Source organism: Achromobacter sp. Marseille-Q4954 (genome assembly GCF_943737025.1).
GTDB lineage: Bacteria > Pseudomonadota > Gammaproteobacteria > Burkholderiales > Burkholderiaceae_B > Achromobacter > Achromobacter bronchisepticus_A.
In genome coordinates this window covers 2,736,703-2,759,902 of record NZ_CALSFQ010000001.1, presented here as the reverse complement: position 1 = coordinate 2,759,902, position 23,200 = coordinate 2,736,703, and the positions used below count along the sequence as shown (strand labels likewise).

Annotated in this window: 20 protein-coding genes; 10 read left to right on the top strand and 10 right to left on the bottom strand. The window is 66.0% G+C overall.

Going from position 1 to position 23,200, the window contains the following annotated elements:
* Positions 1–5: 5 nt before the first annotated feature.
* A complete protein-coding gene (locus NGK62_RS12995) occupies positions 6–1,130 on the bottom strand; it encodes a glycosyltransferase family 4 protein (RefSeq protein WP_251878589.1) in 1,125 nt (374 codons plus the stop codon).
* Positions 1,127–2,119 carry a WaaZ-like lipopolysaccharide core biosynthesis protein gene (locus NGK62_RS12990; protein ID WP_118932315.1) on the bottom strand — a complete coding sequence of 331 codons (993 nt, stop codon included), beginning with the start codon at positions 2,117–2,119 and terminating at the stop codon, positions 1,127–1,129. The genes NGK62_RS12995 and NGK62_RS12990 overlap by 4 nt, the downstream gene beginning before the upstream one ends.
* 321 nt (positions 2,120–2,440) lie before the next feature.
* On the opposite strand from NGK62_RS12990, the gene panB reads away from it, so the two are divergent.
* The 3 genes from panB (at position 2,441) to NGK62_RS12975 (ending at position 4,883) form a co-directional block, all read left to right on the top strand.
* Positions 2,441–3,286 carry a 3-methyl-2-oxobutanoate hydroxymethyltransferase gene (panB, locus tag NGK62_RS12985; protein ID WP_118932314.1) on the top strand — a complete coding sequence of 282 codons (846 nt, stop codon included), beginning with the start codon at positions 2,441–2,443 and terminating at the stop codon, positions 3,284–3,286.
* A 56-nt stretch (positions 3,287–3,342) separates the two neighbouring features.
* Positions 3,343–4,452, top strand: coding sequence for a YcjF family protein (locus tag NGK62_RS12980; protein WP_059377011.1), 1,110 nt, complete (start codon positions 3,343–3,345; stop codon positions 4,450–4,452).
* A 218-nt stretch (positions 4,453–4,670) separates the two neighbouring features.
* Positions 4,671–4,883 (top strand): DUF1059 domain-containing protein, encoded by a 213-nt coding sequence (locus NGK62_RS12975; protein ID WP_059377009.1) that lies wholly within the window; start codon positions 4,671–4,673, stop codon positions 4,881–4,883.
* A 97-nt stretch (positions 4,884–4,980) separates the two neighbouring features.
* Here the strand turns inward: NGK62_RS12975 and ocd are convergent, their stop codons facing one another.
* Positions 4,981–6,021 carry an ornithine cyclodeaminase gene (gene ocd / locus NGK62_RS12970; RefSeq protein WP_286012375.1) on the bottom strand — a complete coding sequence of 347 codons (1,041 nt, stop codon included), beginning with the start codon at positions 6,019–6,021 and terminating at the stop codon, positions 4,981–4,983.
* A 124-nt stretch (positions 6,022–6,145) separates the two neighbouring features.
* Here ocd and NGK62_RS12965 point away from each other — a divergent pair, with 124 nt between their 5' ends.
* The 3 genes from NGK62_RS12965 (at position 6,146) to NGK62_RS12955 (ending at position 9,323) form a co-directional block, all read left to right on the top strand.
* The gene (locus tag NGK62_RS12965; RefSeq protein ID WP_059377005.1) at positions 6,146–6,571 is read left to right on the top strand and encodes an Lrp/AsnC family transcriptional regulator; all 426 of its coding nucleotides are present in this window, start codon (positions 6,146–6,148) and stop codon (positions 6,569–6,571) included.
* A 266-nt stretch (positions 6,572–6,837) separates the two neighbouring features.
* The gene (gene hydA, locus NGK62_RS12960; RefSeq protein WP_118932311.1) at positions 6,838–8,307 is read left to right on the top strand and encodes a dihydropyrimidinase; all 1,470 of its coding nucleotides are present in this window, start codon (positions 6,838–6,840) and stop codon (positions 8,305–8,307) included.
* Positions 8,308–8,390: 83 nt separating this feature from the next.
* The gene (locus tag NGK62_RS12955; RefSeq protein WP_187523969.1) at positions 8,391–9,323 is read left to right on the top strand and encodes an N-carbamoyl-D-amino-acid hydrolase; all 933 of its coding nucleotides are present in this window, start codon (positions 8,391–8,393) and stop codon (positions 9,321–9,323) included.
* On the opposite strand, the gene NGK62_RS12950 is transcribed toward NGK62_RS12955, so the two are convergent.
* Positions 9,320–10,276, bottom strand: coding sequence for a LysR family transcriptional regulator (locus NGK62_RS12950; protein ID WP_251878586.1), 957 nt, complete (start codon positions 10,274–10,276; stop codon positions 9,320–9,322). The genes NGK62_RS12955 and NGK62_RS12950 overlap by 4 nt on opposite strands.
* A gap of 77 nt (positions 10,277–10,353) precedes the next feature.
* Here NGK62_RS12950 and NGK62_RS12945 point away from each other — a divergent pair, with 77 nt between their 5' ends.
* The gene (locus NGK62_RS12945) at positions 10,354–11,013 is read left to right on the top strand and encodes an aspartate/glutamate racemase family protein (RefSeq protein ID WP_251878584.1); all 660 of its coding nucleotides are present in this window, start codon (positions 10,354–10,356) and stop codon (positions 11,011–11,013) included.
* A gap of 5 nt (positions 11,014–11,018) precedes the next feature.
* Here NGK62_RS12945 and NGK62_RS12940 read toward each other — a convergent pair whose 3' ends face one another.
* The 5 genes from NGK62_RS12940 to NGK62_RS12920 all read right to left on the bottom strand — a co-directional run bounded on the left by NGK62_RS12940 (position 11,019) and on the right by NGK62_RS12920 (position 17,782).
* The gene (locus tag NGK62_RS12940; protein ID WP_251878582.1) at positions 11,019–12,779 is read right to left on the bottom strand and encodes an ABC transporter ATP-binding protein; all 1,761 of its coding nucleotides are present in this window, start codon (positions 12,777–12,779) and stop codon (positions 11,019–11,021) included.
* 12 nt (positions 12,780–12,791) lie between these two features.
* Positions 12,792–14,246 (bottom strand): amidohydrolase family protein, encoded by a 1,455-nt coding sequence (locus NGK62_RS12935; RefSeq protein ID WP_118932307.1) that lies wholly within the window; start codon positions 14,244–14,246, stop codon positions 12,792–12,794.
* Positions 14,247–14,312: 66 nt separating this feature from the next.
* Entirely contained in the window at positions 14,313–15,890 is a 1,578-nt protein-coding gene (locus NGK62_RS12930) for an ABC transporter substrate-binding protein (RefSeq protein WP_251878580.1), read from the bottom strand.
* Between the two features lie 51 nt (positions 15,891–15,941).
* The gene (locus NGK62_RS12925) at positions 15,942–16,847 is read right to left on the bottom strand and encodes an ABC transporter permease (RefSeq protein ID WP_059376989.1); all 906 of its coding nucleotides are present in this window, start codon (positions 16,845–16,847) and stop codon (positions 15,942–15,944) included.
* Positions 16,844–17,782 (bottom strand): ABC transporter permease, encoded by a 939-nt coding sequence (locus NGK62_RS12920; protein WP_059376986.1) that lies wholly within the window; start codon positions 17,780–17,782, stop codon positions 16,844–16,846. The genes NGK62_RS12925 and NGK62_RS12920 overlap by 4 nt, the downstream gene beginning before the upstream one ends.
* Before the next feature lie 414 nt (positions 17,783–18,196).
* Between NGK62_RS12920 and lhpI the strand changes: the two genes are divergently transcribed.
* On the top strand, positions 18,197–19,141 hold the full coding sequence (gene lhpI / locus NGK62_RS12915; protein WP_059376984.1) for a bifunctional Delta(1)-pyrroline-2-carboxylate/Delta(1)-piperideine-2-carboxylate reductase: 945 nt from the start codon (positions 18,197–18,199) through the stop codon (positions 19,139–19,141).
* A gap of 19 nt (positions 19,142–19,160) precedes the next feature.
* Here the strand turns inward: lhpI and NGK62_RS12910 are convergent, their stop codons facing one another.
* Positions 19,161–20,060: a LysR substrate-binding domain-containing protein gene (locus NGK62_RS12910; protein WP_059376982.1), complete on the bottom strand. Its 900-nt coding sequence runs from the start codon at positions 20,058–20,060 to the stop codon at positions 19,161–19,163.
* A gap of 122 nt (positions 20,061–20,182) precedes the next feature.
* Between NGK62_RS12910 and dkgB the strand changes: the two genes are divergently transcribed.
* Positions 20,183–20,986: a 2,5-didehydrogluconate reductase DkgB gene (gene dkgB, locus NGK62_RS12905; RefSeq protein WP_251878578.1), complete on the top strand. Its 804-nt coding sequence runs from the start codon at positions 20,183–20,185 to the stop codon at positions 20,984–20,986.
* A gap of 178 nt (positions 20,987–21,164) precedes the next feature.
* Complete coding sequence (locus NGK62_RS12900) at positions 21,165–23,186, top strand: C1 family peptidase (protein ID WP_251878575.1); 2,022 nt, start codon at positions 21,165–21,167, stop codon at positions 23,184–23,186.
* Positions 23,187–23,200 lie beyond the last annotated feature (14 nt).

Sequence of the window (23,200 nt, the reverse complement as noted above, 5' to 3'; positions counted from 1 at the left end):
GGCCCTCAGGCCGGCTGCGCCTGGCTTTCGCGATAGACGCGTTCGGTCTTGCCGACGAATGTGCTCAGCGAAAATTCCCGCAACGCCGTGCTGCGGGCCTCGGCGCCCATCACGCCCAAGGCCTCGCGGTTTTCCAGGATCTTCGACAGCGCTTCGACGATGCTGTCCACCGAGGCCGGCGGCACCACCCAGCCGTCGCGGCCATCGGTGACGTTTTCGGGCAGTCCGCCCACTGCGCTGACGATCACGGGCTTGCCGGCGGCCATCATCTCGCGGCAGGCGAAGGAAATCGTCTCCAGCTTCGAGGACAGCACAAAGCCCACGTCCAGCGCCGACAGGAAGGGGCCGACATCGTCCAGCAGGCCGGTGAACACCACCTGGTCCGACATGCCCAGCTCGCTGACGCGGCGCATCTGCTCGGCGTCCGGCAGTTTTCCGGCGATCAGCACCACCACCTGGCGCCGCTTGCTTTCAGGCAGCATGGACACGGCGGTCACCATGTCCAGCCAGTTCTTGTAGACCGCGGTGCCGGCATTGCTGCCAATGACCAGGCGGCCTTGCATGCCCTCGGGCAGCAGACTGCCGCGCGCCTGCACCACTTCGCGCCGCGAAGCCGGGCTGCACTTTTCCGTATCCACGCCGTTGTGCACCACGCGCAGGTCTTCGTTGCGGAAGACCGACTGCTTCATGCGGCGAAACGTATGGGTGCACACGCAGATGACGCGGTTGGTGCCCCACTTGGCGCGCACCCGCGCGCCCAGGCTGTTGGCGCTGCGGTCGGTATGCTGGGTGTACACCATGAAGGGACGCCGCGCGCCCATGCCCATGGTCGCCAGCATGCACAGGCGATGGTCGGCGGAGCCGTTGGCGTGGACCACGTCGAACTTTTCGTCGCGCAGCAAAGCCCGCAGGCGGCGCAGCGCGCGCAGCTGCTGCAGCGGCCGGCCCTTGAACTCCAGGTCCAGCGTGCGCACGCCGGGCAGCGCAGCGGCCTCGGCCAGCAGGCGGCTGCTGGCGGGCGCCGCCACCGTCACCTCGGACTTTTCGCACAGAATGCGCGCCAGCGACATTACGTAGGTAGTGTGGCCGCCGCCGTCGCCTTGGTGGAAATTGGTGTACAGAATCTTCATGGGGTCATACTCGATAACGGCTGCGCGGGCAGCAGGCAGCTCCAATCGCGCTTCTCGAACACGTCGTTCCCCAGCCGGCTGGCGAGCGACAGGTTGTAGACCTTGATGCCGCGTGCGCCAAGCAGCCGGCTGGCTTGCCGGAATGCGGGTTCGATGTGTCCGGAGAATTGCCGGTCCAGCGCGGTGGACAGCTGCGTTGCCGCGCTTTCATAGAAACGGGGTCCCGCCGCGGCCGTCAGGTCCAGGCCGTGCAGGTAGATGGTTTTCGCGCCCAGCCACGCCAGCAGCTGCAAGCCCGTATAGGCGACGGTGCCGCCGCCGAACAGGCCGCGCGGCGGGTCCAGGCTGAAGCCGTGCGCATGTACCGGATTGCGCGCATCGAACAGCACCAGTCCGGGGTCGCCGGCCAGGCGCGCTTCCAGCTCCTCGGGGCGCGCGCGCGGCTGCAGCGCGCGCTGATGCACCTCTTCGAACAGCGCAATGCGGCAGCGCACGTTCTTGCGGTCGAACAGGAAGCCTATCCAGCGGTAGACCTCGGGCGTGACGAACAACGTCAGGTCCTGCGCCAACACTTCCGCCACCAGATCGCGCCTGCGGTTGACGAAACCCGCATCGAGCATCGCGTAATAGGCAAAGCGCAGGGTAGGGTGCTGACGCCGCAGCGCGATCGAGCCGTTGACGCCCATCGCCACATCCAGGCGGCAACGCGCGTAGTCGATCCGAGCCACCGAAGGGCCGCTCAGTATCAGATGGGCGTCGGCGCCGATGTCGCGCGGCAGTTGTTCCAGCGGGGTGATGGCGGGGCCTTGCACGCCACGCAGTTCGCAACCTGTCAGCCGCTCTTGCGCATCGCGCCGCAACGTCACGAAGGGCCACAAGGTTTCGTTGTGCCGGTACGCGGCGGGCCGGGTGTGGCGGTAGAAGTAACGCAGGCTCTTGGTCAGCGGACGCGAACACAGCAAGCGTGGAATGAGCCCGGGACTAGGCATGAGCAATGTTGCGCGGAAGCCGCGAAATAACCTGGTGAGCGGCGAATTCTACGCAGGCGGACCTGTCGAAAAAGCGAGTGAACCCTTGAAGATGTAACGCTTTTGTGGAAACTCCAAAACGTCCCTAAATTTGTTGCGGACGCTTTCCACAGAGCACGGCATCACGATGTCCGAAAATTTTCGATTACGTTTTGCCGCAAAGATTAGCCTGCTCGGCAACGCCATGCGCTAGCTGCAGCGCCGCGCCCGCGGCCTTCCGCTACGATGCGGGTATCGCAATGTCCCGATTCAAGCACTCAACCCTGGATAGGAAGGATTTCGATGTCTACGACCGCCACCCTGAACGCGGCTGCCGCCCACGCCCCCCGCCTGAGCGTGCCGGCGTTCCGCGCACGCAAGCGCCAGGAACCGCTGGTGATGCTGACGGCCTACACGGCGCGCATGGCCGAACTGCTGGACCCGCATTGCGATGCCCTGCTGGTGGGCGACAGCCTGGCGCAGACGATCTACGGACTGCCTTCCACCGTGCCCGTCACGCTGGACATGATGATTGCGCACGGCGCCGCCGTGGTGCGCGGCTCGCGCCGGGCGCTGATCGTCGTCGACATGCCTTTCGGCAGTTATGAGGAAAGCCCCGAACAAGCCTTCCGATCCGCGGCGCGCATCATGAAGGAAACGGGCGCGGGCGCGGTCAAGCTGGAGGGCGGCCAGAGCATGGCGCCCACCGTCGCCTACCTGTCGGCGCGCGGCATCCCGGTCATGGGCCATGTCGGCCTGACGCCGCAAGCCGTGAACATCCTGGGCGGCTACGGCGCACGCGGCCGCGGCGAAGCCGAGTACGCCCGCATTGCCGCCGATGCCGCCGCCGTGGCGGACGCCGGCGCCTTCTCGCTGGTGATCGAGGGCGTGGTCGAGCCGCTGGCGGCGTCGATCACCGAGGCCGTCGCCTGCCCGACCATAGGCATAGGCGCATCCGCGCGCTGCGACGGCCAGGTGCTGGTGGTGGACGACATGCTGGGCATGTTCGAGCGCACCGCGCGCTTCGTGAAACGCTACGACGACCTGGCCGGCCGCATCCAGCAGGCGGCGCAAAGCTATGCCGGCGAAGTCCGTGCGCGGACCTTCCCCGAATCGGCCCATCTTTACGGCGTGGCGGGCGGCGCCTGATGGCGGCGCGCGTTTCTCGCTAGAATCTTCCCCATGCCTTTCTACGCACACACCTCATGAGCACGCCCCGCATGGACACGCCCCAGTTGCAGGACGCCATCGCGGACGCCATCAGCACCGCGACGCGCGGCGCGGGGCGTGTGAACATCCTGGTCGCGGGCAAGACCGGCGTGGGCAAGAGCACGCTGATCAACGCCGTATTCCGCGGCGACCTGGCCAAGACCGGCGCGGGCAAGCCCGTTACCCAGTCGACCCAGGAATTCACCCGGGCCGGCCATCCGCTCACCATCATCGACACGCGCGGCCTGGAGGTCGGCGACTACGAGCGCTCGCGCCAGCAGCTGGCGGACCTGATCCAGGAACGCTCCGCCTCCGACGACCAGGACCGGCATCTGCATGTGGCCTGGCTCTGCATCCAGGACAGCAGCCACCGCGTCGAAGACGCCGAAATCGAGCTGTGCAACATGCTGTCCGATGCCGGCATCCCCGTCGTGGCGGTGCTGACCAAGGCGCGCAAGAACAGCCCCTTCGTCGACGAAGCGCGCAAGCTGCTGCCGCGCGCCAAACAGGTGGTGGCGGTGCGCGCGCTGCCTGAATGGATCGAGGAGCTGGACGCGGAACTGCCGCCCATGGGCCTGGACAACCTGATCGAGGCCACGGCGCTGCACATCCCCGAAGCGCAGCAGCGGGCCTATGCCAACGCCCTGTCCACCCGCAACAAGAAAGCCCTGGAAGTAAAAAAAAAGCGGGCTGAGATAGAGGTCAACGTGGCCGCCGGCCTGGCCGCCTCGGCTGCCGCCGCGCCCATCCCGTTCTCCGACGCCGTCGCGCTGGTGCCGATCCAGGTCGGCATGATCGCCAAGATCGGCATCACCTTCGGGATGGAACTGAATACCGCCGCCATCACCACGCTGGTCACCTCCACGCTGGGCGCGTCCGCCGCCACGCTGATCGGGCGCTCGGTGGTCTCGGGGCTGCTGAAATTCATCCCCGGCGCGGGCAGCGCGGTGGGCGGCACCATCGCCGCCACCACCGCCGGCGCCATCACCAAGCTGCTGGGCAATGCCTACGTGGCCGTGCTGTACGACTTCTGCCTGAAGCATCCGGGCAAGGACATCGACATCGCGATGATCGCCCAGGCCTTGAAGCAGCGCGTCAGCTTCTGACGCGCCGCGTCCGCGCCGGTGTTTACGCACCAGTGCGGACGAATCCCTTTGCGCACCGGCGCGGACCGTTCCTTGCGAACCGCGCCGCGCCCGCGGCGCCAGATCTATACTTTTCGAACCGCCCCCGCCGCTGCGACGCGCCAGCGGCCCGGACTTCCCGCGCCGCGCGCCGGATGTTCTTGCGCAGGCCCACGCAGCCTGCGCACAGGGAGACTCTCATGACTCGCAAATACATCGATTGCCGCGAGTACCCCAGCGAAATGAATTGTTCGGTGGCCTTGGCCGCGGATTCCGAAAAGGAACTGCTGGAAGCGGCCGTGCAGCACGCCACCACGGTCCACAAGCATGCCGACAGTCCCGAGCTGCGCTCGCAGCTGAAGTCGCTGTTCCACGACGGCACGCCGCCGGTTGAAACCCCGCGGCGCGCCTGACCGCGCCGCGGCCGCCATCGCATCAGCGCTGGCGTGGCCCGCCGCGCCAGCGTCGGCAAACACGGCCGCGCCACGAAGACGCGGCCGTCCGCCGGCGCTATGCCCGGGCGAGCGCGGGCTGCGCCGCGCGCACCGCCTCGAACAGGTTCTTCGGATCCGGCAATTGCGGCGCCACCTCGATGCGGGCGCCGATGCCGTGTCGAGCGGCGGCGTCGCGCAGCCAGCGCAGCGCCGAAAAATCCTCCAGCGCAAAGCCCACCGAATCGAAGATGGTCACGTCCGCTGCGCTCCTGCGGCCGGCGCTCTGGCCGGTCAACACCCGCCACAGTTCCGTCACCGCGAAGTCCGCGGGCATCTGCTGCAGATCGCCTTCGATGCGCGTCTGCGGCTCGTATTCCACGAACACCGGTCCCGCGCGCAGCACGTCCTCGTGCAGTTCCGTCTTGCCCGGGCAGTCGCCGCCGACGGCGTTGATATGCATGCCCGGCTCGACCATGTCCGCGGTCAGGATGGTGGCGTAGGCCTTGTCCGCCGTCACCGTGGTGACGATGTCCGTGCCCTTGACCGCCTCTGCCGCACTATCGAAGCGCACCACGCGCAAGCCGGGCACTGAAGCCAGATTGCTTTCAAGCTTGCGTGTGGCGCCTGCGTCCACGTCATAGACGTGCAGCGTGTCGACGCCGAGGATGTAATGGAAGGCCAGCGCCTGGAACTCGCTTTGCGCGCCGTTGCCGATCAGCGCCATCTTGTGCGAGTCCGGCCGGGCCAAAGCGCGCGCCGCCAGGGCGGAGGTCACGGCCGTGCGCAATGCGGTGGTCAAGGTCAGCTCGCTGATCAGCAGCGGCTCCCCGGTGCTGACTCGCGCCAGCGCGCCGAAGGCCATCACGGTGGACAGCCCGTCCAGCGGATTACCCGGATGACCGTTGACGTACTTGAAGGTGTAGAACTCGCTGTCGGCGGTGGGCATCAGTTCGATCACGCCGGTCGCGGAATGGCTGGCCACCCGCGCGCTCTTGTCGAATTCCTGCCATCGAAGAAAGTCCGACAGCAGATAGTCCAGCAGACCGGAAAAGACCTGTTGCGGGCCTTGCAGGGCCACGATCTTGGCCACGTCGGAAGTTGAAAGCAGCGTCGTCAATTTGTTCTCCCCGAGTTATGGAACAGAAATTCTGGGGGATGGGCAAACCAATTAATAGTGACAATAATCCACACAAAACGCTAAGATTCTGCCATTCTGCCAGCGCCAAATAGCACTATTAACAATGGACACGCTAGATCAGAACCTGCTGGGCCTGCTGCGCGCCGACGCCCGCATGTCCGTCGCCACCTTGGCGAAAAAACTCGATGTCTCGCGCGGCACCATCGACAACCGCATCCGCAAACTGGAAGAGCGCGGCGTCATCCGCGGCTATACCGTGCGCCTGCGGCCCGAGGTGGAAACCGAGGACATCGTCGCCTGGATGAGCATCGCCGTCGAAGGCCATGAAACCCGCAAGATCGTAAGCCTGCTGATGGGCGAACCCAGCGTGGCGGGCCTGCACGACACCAACGGCCGCTGGGACCTGCTGGCCGAGCTGCGCGTGCCCACTATCGACCAGCTGTCCGAAGTGCTGGACCGCCTGCGCACGCTCAAGGGCATCTCCGCCACGGAAACCAGCATCCATCTCAAGACCTTCAAGGCACTCTGAGCGCGGATTGCCCCGGGGAAACCCGATATAAAACTTTGCATAGCCTCCATGATCCAGCGTTATGCATCGTGCGCGGGCAGCCTCTCCCTGTCCGTCAAATAGCCCGCCGAATCATGGCCTTAGCGTAAATCCCGGTGAGCCGCTCGCGGCGGCGCGCGGGCCTGCCGCGTGGTTTCCGATTTCCCGGTACGCATGCATGCTTGCGTCTTCCGCCGGGCACGCCGCCGCGCGCGCCGCGGCATGCCCTTCCCCGCGCTCGGATTCCCATGACAGACTTCGATCTGACTCTGCACAACGGCCGCATCGTGACGGCCGACGCCGACTTCATCGGCGATATCGGCATCGTGGACGGCGTCATCGCCGCGATATCGACATCGTTGCCAGCAGGCCGCCGCGCCATCGACGCAAGCGGCAGGCTGGTCATGCCTGGCGGCATCGACAGCCACTGCCACGTAGAACAGCTTTCCAGCATGGGCGTGCTGTGCGCCGACGATTGGCACAGCGCCTCCATCTCCGCGGCCCATGGCGGCAACACCACCATCGTGCCGTTCGCCGCGCAGCATCGCGGCCAATCGTTGCGCCAGGTGGCGGATGCCTATGCCGCCTCGGCCGCCGAAAAATCGGTGATCGATTACAGCTACCACCTGATCATCTCCGACCCCACACCCGAAACGCTGAACCGCGACCTGCCCGAGCTGATCCGCGCGGGCATCACGTCGTTCAAGGTCTTCATGACCTACGACAAACTCAAGCTGGATGACAAACAGCTGCTGGACGTGTTCGCCATTGCGGCGCGCGAAGGCGCGCTGCCGATGGTCCACGCCGAAAACAACGACGTCATCAGCTGGATCACGCGCCACCTGCTCGCGGCCGGACACACGGCGCCCAAGTACCACGCCGTCAGTCATGACCCCATCGCGGAAACCGAAGCGACACAACGCGCCATCAAGCTGGCTGCAGTACTGGAAGTGCCGGTCCTGATCGTGCACGTGTCGACTCAGGGCGGCGCGCAGGCGATCCATGCGGCGCAAACGCTGGGCGCGCCCGTGTATGGCGAAACCTGCCCCCATTACCTGCTGCTGACCGCCGAAGACATCGACATCCCCGGCGTCGAAGGCGCCAAGTTCTGCTGCAGCCCGCCACCGCGCGACCCGGTATCGCAGCAAGCGCTGTGGCAGAGCCTGGACAGCGGCACGCTGGCGCTGTTGTCTTCCGACCATGCGCCGTACCGCTATGACGAATCCGGCAAGCTGCCCGCCGGCGACGCCACCACGTTCAAGCAGATCGCCAACGGCCTGCCGGGGCTGGAAGTGCGCATGCCGCTGCTGTTTTCGGAAGGCGTGCGCAGCGGCCGGCTCAGCCTGCAGCAGTTCGTGGCGCTCACCTCGACCAACCATGCCCGCATGTACGGCCTGTATCCGCGCAAAGGCACGCTTTCGGTCGGCGCCGACGCCGACATCGCGATCTGGGACCCCGAGAAGACCGTGACGGTGAGCGCCGCCGGCCTGCACGACGCCGTGGGCTACACGCCGTACGAAGGCCGCCAGGTCACCGGATGGCCCGTCACGGTAATCAGCCGCGGCGCCGTCATCATCGACGAAGGCCAGCTGAATGCCGAGCGCGGCCGCGGCCAGTTCATCGCCCGCGGCCTGCCGGCCCCGCTGCAGAAAACGCGCGAGGTCAGTCCGCGCGCGGCCCTGCTGCGCAAGATTTTTCCGACCGTGATCGAGCCGTAGACCACGGCGCATGGCACGCAATCCACGACGACAAGCAATACCTGGAGATCTACATCGTGAGTAACGCAACTCCCGCCCGCAAGATGGGCCTGGCGGTCGCCCAGATGGGCGCAGTCAACCTTGCCGATTCCCGCGCGGCGGTAGTCCGCCGTCTGGTCGAAATGATGCGCGAAGCCGCCGCCCGCAAGGCGGAGTTCGTCGTCTTCCCCGAACTGGCGCTGACCACGTTCTTCCCGCGCTACTGGATGGACGACGCCGAGGCCGTCGAGCGGTACTTCGAGAAGAGCATGCCCAACGCCGACGTGCAGCCGCTGTTCGACACCGCGCGCGAGCTCGGCATTGGCTTTTATCTCGGCTACGCCGAGCTGACGCCCGAAGGCCGCCAGTTCAACACCGCCATCCTGGTGGACCGTAGCGCCCGGATCATCGGCAAGTACCGCAAGATCCACCTGCCGGGCCACTCCGACCACAAGATCGGCGCGCCGTTCCAGCACCTGGAAAAGAAGTTCTTTGAAGTCGGCGACCTGGGCTTCGGCGTCTGGGAAACCAACGACGTCAAGATCGGCATGTGCCTGTGCAACGACCGCCGCTGGCCCGAAACCTATCGCGTCATGTCGCTGCAAAGCGCCGAGCTGATCGTACTGGGCTACAACACGCCATCGCTGAACATCCACTGGAACGAACCCGCGCACCTGCGCACCACCACGCATGAGATCGTGCTGCAGGCCAGCGCCTACCAGAACGCGGTCTGGGTCGGCGCCGCCGGCAAGTGCGGCCATGAAGACGGCCATCACATGATAGGCAGCTCCATGATCGTGGCGCCGTCCGGTGAAATCGTCGCGCGTTCCAGCGGCGAAGAAGATGAAGTGATCACGGCAAACATCGATCTGGCGATGGGCCAGACCTTCCGCGACCACGTCTTCAACTTCGCCAAGCATCGCAGCCCGCATCACTACCGGCTGATCATCGAACGCACGGGCGCCGGCGATCCGCTGCCGGTGCCGGAAGTGGTCTAAGCCCGGTTGACGATGGCCTGCGTCATCGCAGGCAGTTCTTTTTTGACGATCTGGGAAAACTGGGCCAGAAACGCCTTGGCGATGGACGGCGGAGGTTCGATCCGGGAATGGGAAATGTGCACCGAGAGCGCGATCGCGGGTTCGATCCGGCGCACCACGATGCCCTGCATCAGCGCGTCCGTCAGTCCATACGAATCCACCAGGGCGATGCCGACGCCCTGGCGCACGAAGGAGCACGCGGTCTGCGAAGAACGCACCTCGATGGCCGGCGTGAATCCCTGGCCCAGCGGATCCAGATAGTCGTGCAAGGTCTCGCCCAACGGCGTGTCGCGGCCATAGCCCACCAGCATTTCGCCCGCCAGCATCGCCGGCTCGATGACGCTTTCGCGTGCCAGCCGGTGGCCTGCCGGCAGCACGCAGACGATCTCGCCCTGCGCCAGTTCACTGGTAATCAGGTTGGGATGCTCGGGCTTGAACGTGGAAATGGCGATATCCGCATGTCCCAGCAGCACCTGGGGCAGCAGCGCGTCCATGCCCAGCGGCCGGTAGCGGATGCGCACGCCCGGATTGCGCGCGCAGAATTTCGCGGTAGCGGCAGGGATCAGCCATTCGCCGAAGCTGGGGCTGGACACCACGCTGACCAGTCCCGCGCCATGGCCCGCCATGCCGGCGGCCATGTCGTTCAGGCGGCTGACCCCGGCCTGAATCGATTCAACCTCCTGGAAGAGCTTGCGCGCCTCCTTGGTGGGATGCAGGCGCCCCTTGAACCGCTCGAACAAGGCGTAGCCCAGACGCAGCTCTATCGATGCCAGCACCCGGCTGATGGCGGGCTGCGTCACGTGCAGCAGCCGGCCCGCCGCGCTGAGCGAACCCGTGATCATGATGGCGTGGAATACCTCGATCTGCCGCAGGTTCAACGGCCCGGACCGGACCTTTCCAGGTAACTCCGACATGCTGCTTTATTTCCTCCAGACCTGAACCACGCGCGCACCGCGCCTTACCGCCTCTTTCGCAGGGATTCTACTCAATCGTGTCCAACGCCCGCATCACCCTCGTAAACCCGAACTCCCTGGTCAAGGTCACGGAAGCCATCGCACGCGCGACGGCGCCGTTCCAGGGCCTGCCGCTGGATTTCCGCTTCCTGACATCGACCGGCGGCCCCGCCGGCATCCAGACCCAGGCAGAGGCCGACGCCAGCATCGCGCCGATGGCGCAGCTGTTCCGGCAGGAGGCCGACGCCACCGACGCCTTCATCGTGGCCTGCTTCAGCGATCCCGGCCTGCACGGATTGCGGGACCTGGTCCCGGTCCCCGTGCTGGGCATCGGCGAGTGTTCCGTGCTGACGGCCATGAGCATGGCTACGCGCATCGGCGTGATCGCCATCGCCAGCGCCGCCGTTGCGCGGCACCTGCGCTACTTCCGCGCCATGGGCGTCGCCGACCGCATCTGCGGCGAACTGGCGCTGGACATGAAAGTCAGCGACCTGGCGGATCCGGAAAGCGCCTTCGAGCGCATGACGGCGGTGGGCCGGACGCTGCGCGACGACCACGGCGCCGACGTGCTGATCATGGGATGCGCCGGCATGGCCGACCTGCGCGACAGATTGGAAGAGGCTTGCGGCCTGCCCGTGGTGGAACCCACGCAGGCCGCCGTCGCCATGGCGGCAGGGCGGCTTTTCAGCCGCGCCTGAGTTTCCTAGGTCGCCATCTGGACGTAGTGCCCCGCGGCCACCTGCACCAGTTCGCAGACCTGCGGGTTGTCGCCGACCTTGCGGATCGGGCTGGGAATATCGCGCGCGGTGCTTGCCGCGCGCAGGTGGCGGCGGGCGGGATCGGGAATCGGCACCGCCGACAGCAACCGTTGCGTGTACGGGTGCCGGGGACGATGCAGCACTTCCTGCGTCGGACCGATCTCCACGATCTGTCCCAGATACATCACCGCCACGCGGTGGCTGACTTTCTCCACCACCGCCATATCGTGCGAGATGAACAGGTAGGACAGGTCCATCTCCGCCTGCAGTTCCTTCATCAACTCGATCACACGCGCCTGCACCGACACGTCCAGCGCCGACACCGGCTCATCGGCCACGATGACCTTCGGGCTCACGCTCAAGGCGCGCGCAATGCACAGGCGCTGGCGCTGGCCGCCCGAGAACTGGTGCGCGTAGCGGTCGAGGAATTCCCGCGGCAGGTTGACCCGTTCCAGCAGCTGAGCGGCACGCTCGCGGCGCTGCTCGCGGCTGAGCCCGCCGTGCACCTTGAGGGGTTCGCTGACCAGGTCCCAGGCATGCAGACGCGGGTTCAGGGAGGCATATGGATCCTGGAAGATCATCTGGATATGCCGCCGCATCTCGCGCATCTGGTCCGGTTTCATGTGAGTCACGTCCTGGCCGGCCAGCCGGATCGCCCCTTCGCTGGGCTGTACCAGCTTCATCAGCAGGCGGCCGGTGGTCGATTTTCCGGAGCCGGATTCACCCACCAGTGCCAGCGTCTCGCCGGCCCGCAGCGCAAACGACACGCCTTCCACCGCGTGCACGTTCGCCACCACCTTGCCAAACGCCCCCGCCTTCACCGGGAAACGCTTCGCCAGGCCCGCGACCTCCAGCACAACCGGGCGTCCCTGCAGCGCGGCTTCGCAGGGCGAGCCGTCGCCCAGCTTGGGCACGGACGCCAGCAGGTCACGGGTGTAGGGCTGGCCCGGCGCGCCGAACAGCGCGGCGGTCCCGTTTTCCTCGATCTTGTCGCCGTGCCGCATGACCACCACGCGGTCGGCGATCTCCGCCACCACGCCCATGTCGTGGGTGATGAAGAGCACCGCCATGCCCACCTCGCGCTGCAGGTCGCGGATCAGGTCGATGATCTCGGCCTGCACCGTCACGTCCAGCGCAGTCGTCGGCTCGTCCGCGATCAGCAGCTGCGGCCGGCAGGCCAGCGCCATGGCGATCATCACGCGTTGGCGCATGCCGCCGGACAGATCGCCCGGATACTGGGTCATGCGGCGCTCGGGTTCGGACATCTTGACCGCGGCCAGCATGGCTTCGGCCTGCTTCCAGGCCTGCGCGCGCGAGATGTCCTGATGCAGCAGATACACCTCGGCCAGTTGATCGCCCACCGTCATCACCGGGTTCAATGACGTCATGGGCTCCTGGAACACCATCGATATCTCATTGCCGCGTACCCGCCGCAAGGCCGACTCTTCCAGTTTGAACAGGTCGACTTCGCGTCCGTCGCGTGGCACGAAGCGGGCCGCCCCCGCCGCGATGCGGCCGCCGGCGCGCTCGATGAGGCGCAGGATGGACAGCGCCGTGACTGATTTTCCGGAACCGGACTCTCCCACCAGGGCCACGGTCTCGCCTCGGCCTATGGTGAAGTCCAGCGATTTCACGGCGCGGTAGGGCTGGCCGCGAGGACCGAACTCCACGCTCAGGCCTTCGACCGCCAGTAGTGTCTCGCTCATCCAGGCTCTCCGTTAAGCGCGGCTGGGGAAAACGCGCGGCGACATATCGTCGATGCTGCGGCCGGCATAGTCACGCTGCGCCACGGTCGCGATCGTCTGCGCCTGGGCACGCTCCACCTGCTGCATCGCGTTTTCGATATCGATGGTCAAGAGCTCGCCATTGCGCACCAGCTGTTCGCCGTCGACGTAGACATCGCGTATGGCCCGGTCCCCGGCCGAGTAGATCAGGCTGCGCAGCGGCTCGCGGCACGGGCGCATGTATGGATGCGACAGATCTACCAGGGAAAAGTCTGCCTTGGCGCCCACGGCCAGCCGGCCGATATCGTCGCGCCCCAGCATCCTGGCGCCATTGACCGTGGCGGCATTGAAGACTTCTTGCGTGGACGCTGCGCGGAAATTTCCCGCCTGCAGCCGCGCCACATAGCAGGCCAGCCGCATTTCATCCAGCATGTTGTGCGGGAAGGTATCGGTGCCGATGCCCACGTTGATGCCGGCGCGCAGGTAGCGGCCCAGGAAACTCAGCGCAATGCCGCGGCGCACGAACACGGTCGGACAATGCGCCACGTGGGCGCCGGAACGCTGCAACAGGCCGAAGTCGTCGGCATGGGGCCAATAGAGCGTGCGGTGATCGTTCAGGAAAATGCCATGTCCGATGATCAGGTCGCTGTTCAGCAGGCCCTGGTCGTCCAGCCATTCGATGGGCGTACGGCCATGTCGGCGCGTCATCTCTGAAAATTCCACCACGCTCTGCGCGGCGTGTATCTGCATCGGCACGCCCAGGCGGCGGGCGGCTTGCTGCGCCTGCTTCAGCAGGCCGGGCGAGCAGGTATCGACTTGCGAGGGGCACAGCATGGCGCTCAGGCGTCCGCTGGGATGATTGATGGCGCTGTCCGCCACGGCCAGCGCCGCCTCGAACGATTTTTCCGCCCCGTCCTCGTCCCAGGTGTATTCGACCGAATGGCCGTCCGTGGTGCGCCATGCGGCGGACCGGAACATGGGTCCCAGTACGCCGCGGATGCCGGTGGCCGCCACCACGTCGGCCCAGCCCGGACGCGGCAGGGACATGTCGACGAAGGTTGTCACTCCGCTCAGCAACATCTCCGACACCGCCACCTGATTGGCATATGGCGCAGTCTCTATGCCCATGCGGAACACGGGCATGTATTCGTACAGCGAGCTTTGGCCCAGCTTATCGCTGCCCAGTTCTTCCAGCAGGCCGCGGTTTCCAGGCTCGGAAGAGGGATGGGTGTGGACGTTGACCAGCCCCGGCATCGCCATCAGGCCGCTGCCGGACACCACCTCATCGGCCGGGCCCGCGTAGCCGGAGCCTGCGTGGATGATGGTGTTGCCGCGCATCACCAGATCGGCGTTTTCGATATAGACGTGCGAGCCCAGTTCGGCGTCCCACGCCACCAGCGTGGACAGGTTCTTGAAATGAGTGATACGGGATTGATTGCTTGCGCTCACGGAAGGCTCTCAGCGACGTGATGAATGATGAAACGGCGGCGCGGACCGGCCGCGCCGCCATCGCGCTTACTTGAAGGCGATGTCCAGGCCCTTGTAGGCCGCCGCGCCGAAGATGCCGTGCGCCTGCATCGGCTTCATGCGCGGTCCGCCCACCAGGTAGAGCGAGTCGTGGTACAGCGGAATCCAGGCGACCCCGTCCGAGATCTTGGTCAACGCCTTGGACAGGATCGCGTCGCCCTCCTTCGGGTCCAGCGCCTGGCCGCCTTCTTCCAGCCACTTGTCGGTATCGGCATCCTTCCAGTTCATGCGGTTCGGCGTCGGGATGCTGGCCGACAGGAAATAGCTGTTGAGGGCCTCGCCCGTGCTCATGTAGCCAAAGCTCATGCTGAACTCGTCGAACTCCTGCGTGGCCAGCTTGCCCCAGGCCGAGGTCGAGTCGAACAGCTGCACGCGCAGGTCCACGCCGACTTTCTTCATGTCGCCCTGCACGGCTTCCATGATGTCCTTCCAGTAGCCCGTGATTCCGTAGTGCAGCAGCGAGAGCTTCTGGCCGTCCTTGTAGCGGTAGCCGTCGGACTGCATTTTCCAGCCGGCCTCATCCAGCAGCTTTTTGGCGGCGGCCGGGTCATAGCGGTAGGCCTCGTTCTTGCCCGCCGGCGTCTTGGTGGCCAGCATGCTGGTGGCGGGCGCCGCCTCGCCGAAGGTGATGGCCTCGGTCAAGGCCTGGCGGTTGACGGACAGGTTGATCGCGCGGCGCACGTTCACGTCCGCCAGCATGGGCTTGTCGATCTTGAAACCCAGGAAGAAGGTCCAGTAGAACGGGTCAGCCTTGCTCACGAAGAGACGCTTGTCGGCCTTGAGGTCCTTGATCGACCACTGCGGCAGGTAGCGCGACAGGTCCGCCTGGCCGCTTTGCAGCGCCGTCAGGCGGGTGCTTTCCTCCGGCACAATCTTCCAGACGATCCGGTCGACCTTGGGCGTGGGATCCTTGTAGATCGTTGGGCCCCAGTCGTATCCGGCATGCCTGGTCAGCACGACCTCGTTGCGCGGCGTCCAGCTCTGGAAGCAGTAGGGGCCGGTGCCGTCGAAGGCCTTCACGCCATAGTCCTGGCCCAGGGCCTTGACCTGATCGATATTGATGACGGAATGCATGTAGTGCGCCATCTGCTGCAGCAGCTCGTTGTAGGGCTTCTTCAGCTTGTAGACCACGGTGTAGTCGTCGGGCGCCGTGATGCTGTCCACCGGACCCGCGCGCCAGCGCTCCAATCCCTTGGTTTCCGGATTCAGCCAGCGCTCGTAGCTCGCCACCACGTCCTTGGCCGTCATCTTCTTGCCGCTGCAGAACGTCACGTTGTCGCGCAGGCTGAAGGTGTAGGTCAGGCCGTCGGGCGATACGGTCCAGCTCTTGGCCAGCGCCGGCACCGGCGTCTTCATGTCGTAGTCCAGGCCCACCATCGTGTCGGCAGCCATGAACAGCACCTCGGCAGCGCCGCGCGCGGTGGTGCGGTGCGGGTCGTATTTGTCGGTATCCAGCTCGCGCAGGATCAGGACAGTCTTGTCGGACTGCGCCAGCGCGGGCGTCTGCACGGACAACAGAAAGGTCAACGCCAGCGGCGCGAGGGCCAGGCCCTTGGTGATCGTCATGGTTGTGATTTCCCCGAAGTTGGTCTGATGTGTGGTCAAGCGCGCCGCGGTTCAGAACCGCAGCTTGGGATCGAGCGCATCGCGCAGGCTGTCGCCCAGCAGGTTGAAGGCCAGCACGATGAAGAAGATCGTCATCGTCGGAATGGTGGAGATATGCGGGAACACCTGCAGGAACTTGCGTCCGTCGGCGGCCATGCTGCCCAGTTCGGCGAAAGGCGGCTGCGGCCCCAGGCCCAGGAACGACAGCACCGATCCCAGCAGGATGGTGTGGCCTAGCTGCAAGGTGGCGTAGATCATCAGCATCGACGAACAATTCGGCAGCAGGTAGCGCGTGATCAGGTAGAAGTTGCCGAAGCCCATCGCGTGGCCGGCTTCCATGTATTCCTGTTTCATCACCACCATGGCCGAACCGCGGGCGATGCGCGCCATGCCAGGGATGGCGGATATGCCCAGGGCAAGCACCATGCTCAGCGTTCCAGGCCCCATCAGCGCCGACAGGCTGAGCCCGAACAGGATCGCGGGAAACGACAGCAGCACGTCCACCACGCGCATGATCACGCCTTCCAGCGGACGGTAATAGGCCGCCAGGATGCCGAGCGCCGCGCCGATTCCCGACCCGCCGATGACCGCCAGTACGCTCAGCATCAACGTGGCGCGTATGCCGTAGATGATGCGCGACAGGATGTCCCGGCCCTGCACGTCGGTGCCCAGCAGATAGGCCACGCCCTCGGGCGAGGTCCAGCCCGGCGCCTTGCGGGCGATGGACATGTTGGTGGAATAGGGGTCGTGCGGCGCCAGCCAGGGCGCGAACACCGCCGTCAGCACAATCGCGATCACCGCCAGCAGCGACAGCAGCAGGATGGGGTCGCGGCGCAAGCGCGATGCGAGGCGCGCCAGCGGCGCGGCCATGGCCTGAGGCGGCACGCCGCCCAACGAAGAAGTCGCGCCTGCGCTCATGATTTTTGTCCTCGCGGATCCAGGTAGCCGTAGAGCAGATCCACGATCAGGTTGATGACGATGAAGCCCAGCGCCGTCACCAGGATCGCGCCCTGGGCCAACGGGAAATCGCCGGCAAAGATCGCGCCCACGGCCATGCGGCCGACGCCCGGCCAGGAATAGATCTGTTCGGTCACGACAGCGCCGCCCAGCAGGTTGCCGACTTGCAGGCCCACCAGCGTGACGATGGGCAGGAGCGCGTTGCGCAGCGCGTGGCGCAGCACCACGCGGCGCTCGCCCGCGCCTTTGGCCCGGGCCGTGCGCACGTAGTCGCCGCTGAGCGTTTCGATCACGGCGGTGCGAGTGATGCGCGCCACCGGTCCGATCAGCACCGAACCCAGGGTCAAGGCGGGCAGGGCGATGGACTGCAGCCCGGCCAGCGTCCACAAGGGGCCATTGCGGCCGATATAGGGCAACAGGCCCGCGCCCCCCACGTGCTGCACCAGCAGCAATCCGACCCAGAACACCGGCAGCGACACGCCGACGACCGACAGCGTCATCACGAACCGGTCGATGAGCTTGCCGCGCCGGTAGGCGGCCAGCGTGCCCAGCAGGATGGCCAGCGGGACCGACCAGACCACGCTGGCCAGCATCAGCTCCGCCGTCGCGCCTATCGTGGCGCCGATCTCGTCGATCACCGGCACGTTGGAAATCATCGACCGGCCCAGGTCCAGATGCAGCAGGCGCCACATGTACATGGACAATTGGTAGGCCATCGGCTTGTCCAGGCCCAGTTCCTGGCGTACCTGCGCCAGCTCTTCCGTGGTTGCCGTAGGCCCGGCGATGACGGCGGCGGGATCGGCCGGCGCCACTTGCAGGAGGACGAAGCACACCACCACCACGCCCAGCAGGACGGGCAGCGAGATGGTGAGGCGGTTGAGCAGTTGCCGGATCATGCGACGCGCGCTCCGGCGGCGGAAATTTGCCCGCGGACAGCCCGGGCCAGCACGGGCCGTCCTGTGGCGGGATGAACTGAACTCGACATGAAACGACCTCTCTTTGCGCGCCCAGGCGCTAACGGTGGTCGAAGCATGCCAGCGGGATTTGCCCCCGTGGACCCAGGGAAATCCACTATGCAGGGATTTTGCGGCGGCTCGGCAAGTTCCAATCAAATCATTGATTCAAAAGGAATTTATGGAACAGAAAAAGCAAGGGGCGCAGGCATGCGATAACGGGGTGTTATGACGCCTGCGCAAAGATTGATAGCCAGCGGCGAGGCCCGCCGCCGCCCTTGCGGCGCGCCACCGACGCGGCGCTGCTAGACTGCCCCTGCTCCCTACGACAGACCGCCCCGCCGCAGGCACCTAATCATGCGCTTCATCGACACCGAACAAACCCGCGACGCCCTGTCCTTCGACGCCGTCATTCCCGCCCTGCGGGAGGCCTTCCGCGGCAGCGCCACCGTGCCGCCGCGGCATGTCCACGCCATCCAGTCGGGCAATGCGCACGGCACCTCGCTGATCATGCCCGCCTGGAGCGACCGCGGCTATTTCGGCGTGAAGATCATCAACATCTTCCCCGAGAACACCCACCAGGGCCTGCCCGGCCTGCACGCCACCTACAACCTGTACAGCGCCACCACCGGCGTCCCGATAGCCCAGGTGGACGGCGACATCGTCACCGTGTACCGCACGGCGGGCGCGGCCGCGCTGGGCGCGGACTATCTGGCGCGCGCCGACGCCAGCACGCTGCTCATCGTGGGCTCCGGCCGCATCGCCGGCCTGGTGGCGCAGGCCATGCGCACGGTGCGCCCGATCCAGCGCGTGCTGGTGTGGAACGTGCGTGCGGCCGGCGCCGAGAAACTGGCCGGCGAGTTGCGCGCGCAGGGCTTCGATGCGGCAGCCGCCGCCGACCTGGAAAGCGCCGCGCGCCAGGCCGACATCATCAGCTGCGCCACCCTGTCCACCGTGCCGCTGATCCACGGCGCCTGGCTGCGCCCCGGCGTGCACCTGGACCTGATCGGCAGCTTCAAGCCCGAAATGCGCGAAACCGACGCGGCCTGCTTCGACGGCACCTCGGTCTACGTGGACACCAGCGAGGCGCCCACCAAGTCCGGCGACCTGCTGGCCGCCTTCGAAGCCGGCGCGCTCAAGCGCGAGGATATCCGCGGCGACCTGCACCAACTGGCCGCCGGTGAACTGCCGGGCCGCCGCGACGATCAGGAAATCACCGTGTTCAAGGCCGTGGGCAGCGCGCTGGAGGACCTGACGCTGGCGACGCTGGTGTACGAATCGGTCAGCGGCGAACGCGCCTGAGCCCGCAGCGCCCGCGCCGCTATTCGAAGCCGCGCGGGCCCAGCGCCTGGACCATGTAGTCGATGAAGGATTTGATGCGCGAAGAGATCGCGGTGTTGCGGTAGTACACCGCGTTGATCGGCTGGCGCACGTCCTGCGTCTGCTTCACCAGCAGCTGCTGCAAGGCGCCGCTGGCGCGGTCGCCACGCGTCATGAAATCGGACAGGCAGACGACGCCGCCGTCGTTCAGGGCCAGTTGCCGCAAGGTTTCGCCGCTGAACGCGCGCACGTGCGGCTTGATGTGCAGGGCCTGGCCGTCGGCCTCCAGCAAGGGCCATTCGTTCAGCGCTTCCAGCTGGCTGAAGCCCAGCAAAATGTGCGAAGCCAGATCGGCCACGCGCCTGGGCGTGCCATGCACGCCCAGATAACCGGGACTGGCCAGCACGCGCACGCGGCTGTGGCCCAGCGGCACCGCATGCAACGATGAATCCTTCAGGCGTCCGATGCGGATGGCCAGGTCGGTGCGGCGCTCCAGCAGGTCGATGTTGCCCTCGTTGCTGTTGAGCTCCAGTTCCACCTGCGGATAGCGCTTGCGATAGCCCGGCACCAGCGGCGCGATCACGTGCAGCATGAAGGGCGAGGCCGCATCCACCCGCAAGCGACCGGCCGGCTGGTTGCGGCGCAGGCTCATCAGCTCCTCGCTTTCCTCCACCGCGGCCACGATCTTGCGCGCCTGCTCCAGGTAGGCCCGGCCTTCCTCGGTCAGCTCCAGCCGCCGCGTGGTGCGGCGCATCAGCGTGGTCTGCAGCTTCTCTTCCAGCCGGCTCATGGTCCGGCTGGCGGCGGAAACGGTCTGTCCAAGCACGTCTGCGGCAGCGGTGATGGAACCGCTGTCCACAATGGCGATAAAGACCTGCATTTCATCGAGGGTCGTCTTCATTCTTGCATTTATATCAAAAGTCTTTCGTGAATACCGGACTTTTTCCGCAAGTATCCGCCAGGCACACTGCAGGCATTCCCGGGCATCTGCGCCCGGATCCGCGAACCCATCAGGAGTTACCCATGAGCATTCCCGCCTTCGGCGTCGGCACCTTCCGCCTGCAGGGCCAGGCCGTCATCGATTCCGTGCGCAACGCGCTGGATCTTGGCTACCGCGCCATCGACACCGCGCAAATCTACGAAAACGAAGCCGAAGTCGGCCAGGCCATCGCCGAATCCGGCGTGCCGCGCGAAGCGCTGTTCGTCACGACCAAGATCTGGGTTCCCAACTACGCCCGCGACAAGCTCATCCCCAGCCTGAAGGACAGCCTGGCCAAGCTGCGCAGCGACTACGCGGACCTGACCCTGATCCATTGGCCCGCGCCCGGCAACGGCGTCGCCATCGACGAATTCATGACCGCGCTGGCCGAGGCCAAGACGCAAGGCCTGACCCGCCAGATCGGCATCTCCAACTTCCCCATCGCCGAAACCCGTGCCGCCATCGCCGCGGTGGGCCGCGAGCAGATCGCCACCAACCAGATCGAACTCAGCCCCTACCTGCAGAACCGCAAGCTCGCCGCCTTCCTGCAGGAACAGGACATTCCGGTCACGTCGTACATGACGCTGGCCTATGGCAAGGTGCTGAAGGATCCGGTCATCGGCCTGATCGCCCAGCGGCATGACGCGACACCCGCGCAGGTCGCGCTGGCCTGGGCGCTGCAACTGGGCTATGCCGTCATTCCATCGTCGACCAAGCGCGAGAACCTGGCCAGCAACCTGCTCGCCCAGGACCTGCGGCTGACGGACGAGGACATGGCGCAGATCGCGGCGCTGGAGCGCAATGGGCGCGAAGTCAGTCCCGAGGGCCTGGCGGCGCAGTGGGATTAAGCCGCACATAGTGCAAACGCACCATTGCAAATTCACGGATTAATACTTTCGGATACTAGCGAAGCAGAGTAGGCGCGCCTATATATCGCAGCTACGGGCGCAATCTTTGCTGTCGTCATATTGTCTTGCCTGAAACCGCCGCCCTCGCGCTGAAAGCCTGTCTCCACTGGAGTACGCCATGGCTGCAAAGAAGCAAGCGGGGCGCGCCGCCCCGGCACGCAAGACGGCGGCAAAGCGGCAGCCCGCCGCGGCCGGCACGGCAGCGGCCAAGACGCCCCGATCCGACCCGAAACGCAAAAGCCGCGCACTGCCGCCTGCGCTGCCGTTTCGCCGCACGGCCAAGCCTGACGCCTTCGACGTCCGCGATCTCCCATTTCGCCCAAACATCTCGGTCACGCCCAAGACCGAGATGATTCCCGCGATGGGATTGACCGTGAAGCACCAGGAAGACACCTCGGCCTGCACCGGCTTCGCCTTGTCCACGGTGGTCGAATACCTGCTGCGCAAATCGGAGCGCGAACCGCGCCCGGCCATCTCGCCATTCATGCTGTACTCCATGGCCAGACGCTATGACGAGTTCCCGGGTTCCGTCGACGACACGGGATCGAGCCTGCGCGGCGCGCTCAAGGGCTGGTTCAAGCACGGCGCGTGCGCCCAGGAACTGTTTCCGGCCCTGGCCATGCCGGCGGCGGCCAACGAAACCGCCGACGACTGGTGGCTGGACGCCGTCAAGCGCCCGCTGGGCGCCTACTACCGCATCGACACGCGCAACATCGTCGAAATGCACGCGGCGCTCAACGAGGTCGGCATCCTGTACGCCAGCGCGGGCTGCCATGCCGGCTGGGACGACGGCCATGGCGTCACCCCGCAGAAGGCGCCTTCCACGCCGGGCGCGCAGCCATTCTGGATCATCCCGCCCGACAAACAGGACTCCGCCACCGACGGCCACGCCTTCGTCATCGTCGGCTATACGCAGGACGGCTTCCTGATCCAGAACTCCTGGGGCGAGGAATGGGGCACCCATGGCCTGGCGGTACTGACCTACGACGACTGGATGCGCAACGCCATGGATTGCTGGGTGGTGCAGCTGGGCGTGGTCACGCATGAGCACACCAAGATCTCGAACAGCATCACCCTGCGCACCGAAGGCAAGCGTGTCACGCTGGCCGCGGGAACCGTGCTGCGCAACCGCGAGCTCTCGCCCTTCATCGTCAACGTCGGCAACAACGGCAAGCTCAGCAACAGCGGCACGTTCCGCACCACGCCCGACGACCTGCGCGCCATCGTCGATGTGCACATGAACGCCGCGCGCGAGAAGTGGGGCTTGAAGGACAGGCCCATGGACGTCTGCGTGTACGCGCATGGCGGCCTGGTGGGCGAAGAAGATGCGGCGGAAGCCGCCGCCGAATGGATCCCGCTGCTCTACGAGAAACAGATCTTCCCGGTCTTCCTGATGTGGGAAACGGACTTCATCACCACCGTGAAGAACATCATCCAGGACGCCGCCCACAGCGTGCCGCGCACCACGGGCGGCCTGGGCGAGCGGCTGGAGCGCTGGTGGAACCAGCGCCTGGAACGCTGGCTGGCCCGGCCTGGCACGGTGATCTGGGGCGAGATGAAGCAGAACGCCCAGGCCATGAGCGAACCGACGCCCAAAGGCATGGCGCAGGAAGAAGCCGCGATGATCATGCTCTACAAGCACTTCAAATCGCATGTCAGCCAGGGCCGCGTGCGCCTGCACATCGTCGGCCATTCGGCCGGCGCGATCGTCGCCAGCCACTTCGTGCACCGCTTGACGGCTGACGGCGGCGAGCTGGAATCGCTCAACCTGATGGCCCCGGCAGTCACGCTGGACACCTTCCAGAAATTGGTCGTGCCGCACCTGAAGACGCGGGTAAAACGCTATCAGCAGTTCCACCTTTCCGACCGGGCCGAGGAAGACGACCCCACCTGCGGCCCGTATCGCCGCTCGCTGCTCTATCTGGTGAGCGAGTCCTTCGAAGGCGGCACCACCACGCCGCTGCTGGGCATGGAACGCTATTTCCGCGATGCCGGCATCGCTTGCGACGCCGTGCACGTCTCGCCCGAAGGCAGCCCTGCGCCCGGCTCCGCCAACCCGCCCGTGGCAGCCAGCACGCATGGCGGCTTCGACAACGACAAAGGCACCCAGCAGCAGATCATTGCGTTCATCAAACGTTGAGCCGGCAGCCGCGC